This is a genomic window from Saccharothrix obliqua, assembly GCF_019375475.1.
Classification (GTDB): domain Bacteria; phylum Actinomycetota; class Actinomycetes; order Mycobacteriales; family Pseudonocardiaceae; genus Actinosynnema; species Actinosynnema obliqua.
This window is the reverse complement of the sequence record NZ_JAHXGQ010000026.1, coordinates 1-4,253: the sequence shown is the minus strand read 5'-3', so window position 1 is coordinate 4,253 and position 4,253 is coordinate 1. Positions and strand designations below refer to the sequence as shown.

General features: G+C 69.5%; 4 protein-coding genes. 2 read left to right on the top strand and 2 right to left on the bottom strand.

From position 1 onward, the window contains the following. Positions 1 to 187: 187 nt before the first annotated feature. Positions 188 to 952 (bottom strand): class I SAM-dependent methyltransferase, encoded by a 765-nt coding sequence (locus KZQ38_RS35630; RefSeq protein ID WP_219448446.1) that lies wholly within the window; start codon positions 950 to 952, stop codon positions 188 to 190. Positions 953 to 1,001: 49 nt separating this feature from the next. Between KZQ38_RS35630 and lysS the strand changes: the two genes are divergently transcribed. Then, positions 1,002 to 2,513 (top strand): lysine--tRNA ligase, encoded by a 1,512-nt coding sequence (lysS, locus tag KZQ38_RS35625; protein ID WP_219448445.1) that lies wholly within the window; start codon positions 1,002 to 1,004, stop codon positions 2,511 to 2,513. Between the two features lie 115 nt (positions 2,514 to 2,628). Further along, complete coding sequence (locus tag KZQ38_RS35620; RefSeq protein WP_219448444.1) at positions 2,629 to 2,976, top strand: histone-like nucleoid-structuring protein Lsr2; 348 nt, start codon at positions 2,629 to 2,631, stop codon at positions 2,974 to 2,976. Between the two features lie 142 nt (positions 2,977 to 3,118). On the opposite strand, the gene KZQ38_RS35615 is transcribed toward KZQ38_RS35620, so the two are convergent. Beyond that, positions 3,119 to 3,940, bottom strand: a complete 822-nt coding sequence (locus KZQ38_RS35615) for a (2Fe-2S)-binding protein (RefSeq protein ID WP_219448443.1) — start codon at positions 3,938 to 3,940, stop codon at positions 3,119 to 3,121. Positions 3,941 to 4,253 lie beyond the last annotated feature (313 nt).

Here is a 4,253-nt window from a genome sequence, read left to right as displayed (position 1 = left end):
GCGCAAACGAAGTGCGTGTTTGCGCCCTGGGAACGAGCGCGGTTCGCTGGCGCGCAGGCCATACGGGGATGACACGCAGCGGAGCTGGAGTGTGCAGCGGAGCTGCCGTGGCGGCGGACCTGCCGTGTGCAGCGGACCTGCCGTGTGTGGAGAGCGTGTGTGAGAGTGGAGCGGTGGGCTTGTGGGCTTACACGCGGGTGGTGCGTTTTGCGTAGGTGACCATGGGTACGTCGAACTCGCCGGTGGTCTCGGGGTGGGTTCTGAGGAACTGGAGTAGGTCGTCCAGCAGCTTTTCGCGCTCTGCGCGTGGCATGACCAGCGTGTACGAGTAGGTGCCGATGGTTGCCACCAGGCTCTCGGCGGTGCGGCGCTGGTGGTGGGGGAACTCCCTCGTTTCCGGGTCTCGGAACAAGGGGTGGGGTGGCATGTTGTCCACCGTCCCGTCCATCTTCGGCGGCCTGTCGTCGCCGGCTGCCCGGTGGAACTCCTCCACCCAGGGAACCGAGTAGTCGTCGCTGTTCCACAAGCCCGCGAGGATTCCGCCCGGCCGCAGGACCCGGGCGATCTCCGGGAGGGCCTTGGTCGCGTTGAACCAGTGGAATGCCTGGCCCACCACGACGGCGTCCATGGTGGCGTCGGGGACCGGGATGCGTTCGGCCGTTCCCGGCAGGGCCCGCACGCCGCCGTGGTGGCGGACCAGTTCCGACAGCATCGCCTCGTCCGGTTCCACGGCGGTCACGTGGTGGCCCTCCGCCACCAGGCCGCCGGTGAGCTTCCCGGTGCCGGCGGCGAGGTCGAGGACTCGGTGCGCTCCCTCACCCAGCGGAGCCAGGGACCACCGGATCGCGGCGGCCGGGTAGTCCGGGCGGTGTTCGGCGTACGTGGCGGCGTGCACCCCGAAGGAGTTCGCCCGGCGAGCACTCAACTCATCACTCGTCACCGGTCCAACCATAGTGAGCACCCGTTCGATCCCCCGAGGGGTCTTTCCGTACGCTTCCCCCGTGAGCGAGCAGCCTGCGAACCCTTCCGCGACCAGTGACGACGACCTCCCCGAGCAGCTCCGGGTGCGCCGCGAGAAGCGGGCGCGGCTGCTGGAGCGCGGCGTCGACCCGTATCCCGTCGAGGTGCCTCGCACACACACGCTGCGCGAGGTGCGGGAAGCGCATCAGGGCCTCGAACCGGACGTGTCGACCGGTGACGTCGTGGGTGTCACGGGCCGGGTGATGTACATCCGCAACACGGGCAAGCTGTGCTTCGCCACGCTGCGGGAGGGCGACGGCACGGAACTCCAGGCGATGCTGAGCCTGAACGGCGTGGGCGAGCAGGCGCTGGCGGAGTGGAAGGCCGAGGTCGACCTGGGCGACCACGTGTTCGTGCGTGGCGAGGTGATCACCTCGCGGCGCGGCGAGCTGTCGGTCATGGCGTCCGAGTGGCGGCCGGCGGCCAAGGCGCTGCGCCCGCTCCCGGTCGCGCACAAGGAACTGGCGGAGGAGACGCGCATCCGCCAGCGGTACGTGGACCTGATCCTCCGCGAGCAGGCGCGCAACACGGTGCGCAGCCGGGCCGCCGCGGTGCGGTCGCTGCGGGAGTCGTTCCACCGCCGCGGGTTCATCGAGGTCGAGACCCCGATGCTCCAGACGTTGCAGGGCGGCGCGTCGGCGCGGCCGTTCGTCACCCGCTCGAACGCCCTGGACATCGACCTGTTCCTGCGCATCGCGCCGGAGCTGTACCTCAAGAGGTGCGTGGTCGGTGGCATCGAGAAGGTCTTCGAGATCAACCGGAACTTCCGCAACGAGGGCATGGACTCCAGCCACTCGCCCGAGTTCTCCATGCTGGAGTTCTACGAGGCGTACGCCACCTACGAGACGAACGCGGTGCTCACCCGCGAGCTGATCCAGGAGGCGGCGCTGGCGGTGGCCGGCACGCTCCAGGTGACGCTGGTCGACGGCACGGAGTACGACCTCGGCGGCGAGTGGACGACGCTCGGCATGTACGAGTCGCTGTCCGAGGCGGCCGGTGAGGAGGTCACCCCGGAGACCTCCGCCGAGGACCTGCGCAAGCTCGCCGACCGCGTCTCGCTGGAGGTGGATCCCAAGCTGGGCCACGGGAAGCTGGTCGAGGAGCTGTGGGAGCACCTGGTCGGCGACGGCCTCTACGCGCCCACCTTCGTCCGCGATTTCCCGGTGGAGACCTCGCCGCTCACCAGGCAGCACCGCAGCCGGCCGGGCGTGGCCGAAAAGTGGGACCTGTACGTGCGCGGATTCGAGTTGGCCACGGGTTACTCGGAACTGGTGGACCCCGTGGTGGAGCGCGAGCGCCTGGAAGCCCAGGCCCGGCTGAGCGCCGCCGGCGACGTCGAGGCCATGCCCGTGGATGAAGACTTTCTGCGATCGCTGGAGTACGGAATGCCACCGACCGGTGGTGTGGGAATGGGCATCGACCGACTGCTGATGGCCATCACCGGCCTCGGTATCCGGGAGACGATCCTGTTCCCCCTCGTGCGACCTGAATGAAGTAACTTCTCGGACTCCGGTCTGCGCATTGCGGTACTTGTGCGCTAACCTGCACACGACAATGCTTTGGTCGCGGTCGGGGAACACCGCGCATTCGGAGTCCAGGAGGATACGCATGGCGCAGAAGGTCACCGTGACCCTGGTCGATGACCTGGACGGTGGGAAGGCGGAGGAGACGGTCGGCTTCGGATTGGACGGCGTGTCCTACGAGATCGACCTTTCTGCGAGCAATGCCGGCAGGCTTCGCGACGCACTCGCCGACTTCGTCGCCGGCGCTCGGAAGGCAGGTGGCCGCAAGCGGGGCCCCGGTCGTCCGGCGGGTGTGAAGGCGGCTCGTCCGGCATCGGCCGACCGCGAGCAGAACCAGGCCATTCGGGAGTGGGCGCGCAAGCAGGGGATGAAGGTGTCCGACCGGGGACGCATCCCTGCCGAGGTGCTGGAGGCGTACCACCAGCAGGGCTGATTGCCCAATTACGCCAAACGACGAAGGGGCGCCGGTGCTTACCGGCGCCCCTTGGTTGTTTTTTCGTACCACCGGTCCCGCGCGGGCGATCTTTGTGAGCCTCGTATGGTGAAGTTCATAACGATGTTCCGGACCGCGGTCGTTAGGCATCGTTCCGGTGTGAGCGCACCCGCGGGCACGTGTCACAGGCTTCCGCGCCGGGCAGCGCGAAGTGGAAGCAACAGCTTTCCCGCCGCCTGGTCCACCCCGATTCCCCGCGGCGCAGGGTGGACGCCGACGTGAACGGGTCGAGCCGGTCCGGCAGCAGCAACGCGGCGTCCGCGACACCGGCCGCCTCGTCGCCGCACCACTGGCCGGCCGTCCACGCGGCCGTGTCCAGGGCGTCCGTCGCCGCCGCCCACAGCTGCCGCCGTCCGAACCGGACGGTCGGCCCGAACGCCGCCGTGAAGCGGGTCGCGTGCGCCGCGAACCGGGCTCGCAACAACCCCGCGAGGGCGTGGTCGTCGGCGAGCGCCGTGGCCGTCGGGTGGTCGCCGTCCGGGTCGTCGGGCAGGCACGCGAACCGGTCCGCCAGCAACGCGACGCCCGTGATGTGGGGGCGTCCTTCCTCTGCCACGCGCAGCGCCACGTGGTCGGGCCGCAACGACGGCACCCGGCGTGCCACGTGGAACAACGCGCCGCCGAGCAGGCCCACCGCGCCCAGGTACCAGCTCATCACGTAACCGGCGGTGGTGCGCTCGGGCGCGGCGCCGTGGTGGTCGTGCAGCCAGGCCGCCAGGCGCTCCCGCCAGCTCCCGAACAGCTCCGGCCCGTCCAGGAAGGCCGCCGCGGTGGCCCAGCCGGCGTGGTCCTCCGGCAACCCGAACCGGATGTCACACCACTCGGTGAGGCCACCCACACGGGTGACGGACCCGGCGATCGGGGCGTGTGCGCCCCGCGTCCGCGCGGGCGCCGGTACGGTCATGGGAGAAGGGTCCCTCGCGATCAGTTCGGATTGAGGCTTGCCTAACCTAACTGAGGTTCGCTCGGGTCGAGCCGTGACGGCGGTCACCTCGGGCGCGTGGTGTTCGCGCTCAGCGGACATCGCCCGATGCGTGGAATCTGGCTGGCAGATCACGCGTTGGTACCGATGTCAGAGATCCCCGAAGGTGGCTGCTCGCGAACGGGAACTGAGAGTGGCGGGGCTGACGACTACAGTGGTCCCACGGTGCCGCGCTCTCCACGGTATGCCAGTGGTGAGCCCGAGGACCGCCGGCGCAGCAGTCAGGGAGTGCGAA

What these genes read in the sequence shown, in the direction of transcription:
- KZQ38_RS35630 (WP_219448446.1), bottom strand. Translation starts at nt 952, where the DNA reads ATGGTTGGACCGGTGACGAGTGATGAGTTGAGTGCTCGCCGGGCGAAC.
- KZQ38_RS35620 (WP_219448444.1), top strand. Translation starts at nt 2,629, where the DNA reads ATGGCGCAGAAGGTCACCGTGACCCTGGTCGATGACCTGGACGGTGGG.
- KZQ38_RS35615 (WP_219448443.1), bottom strand. Translation starts at nt 3,940, where the DNA reads ATGACCGTACCGGCGCCCGCGCGGACGCGGGGCGCACACGCCCCGATC.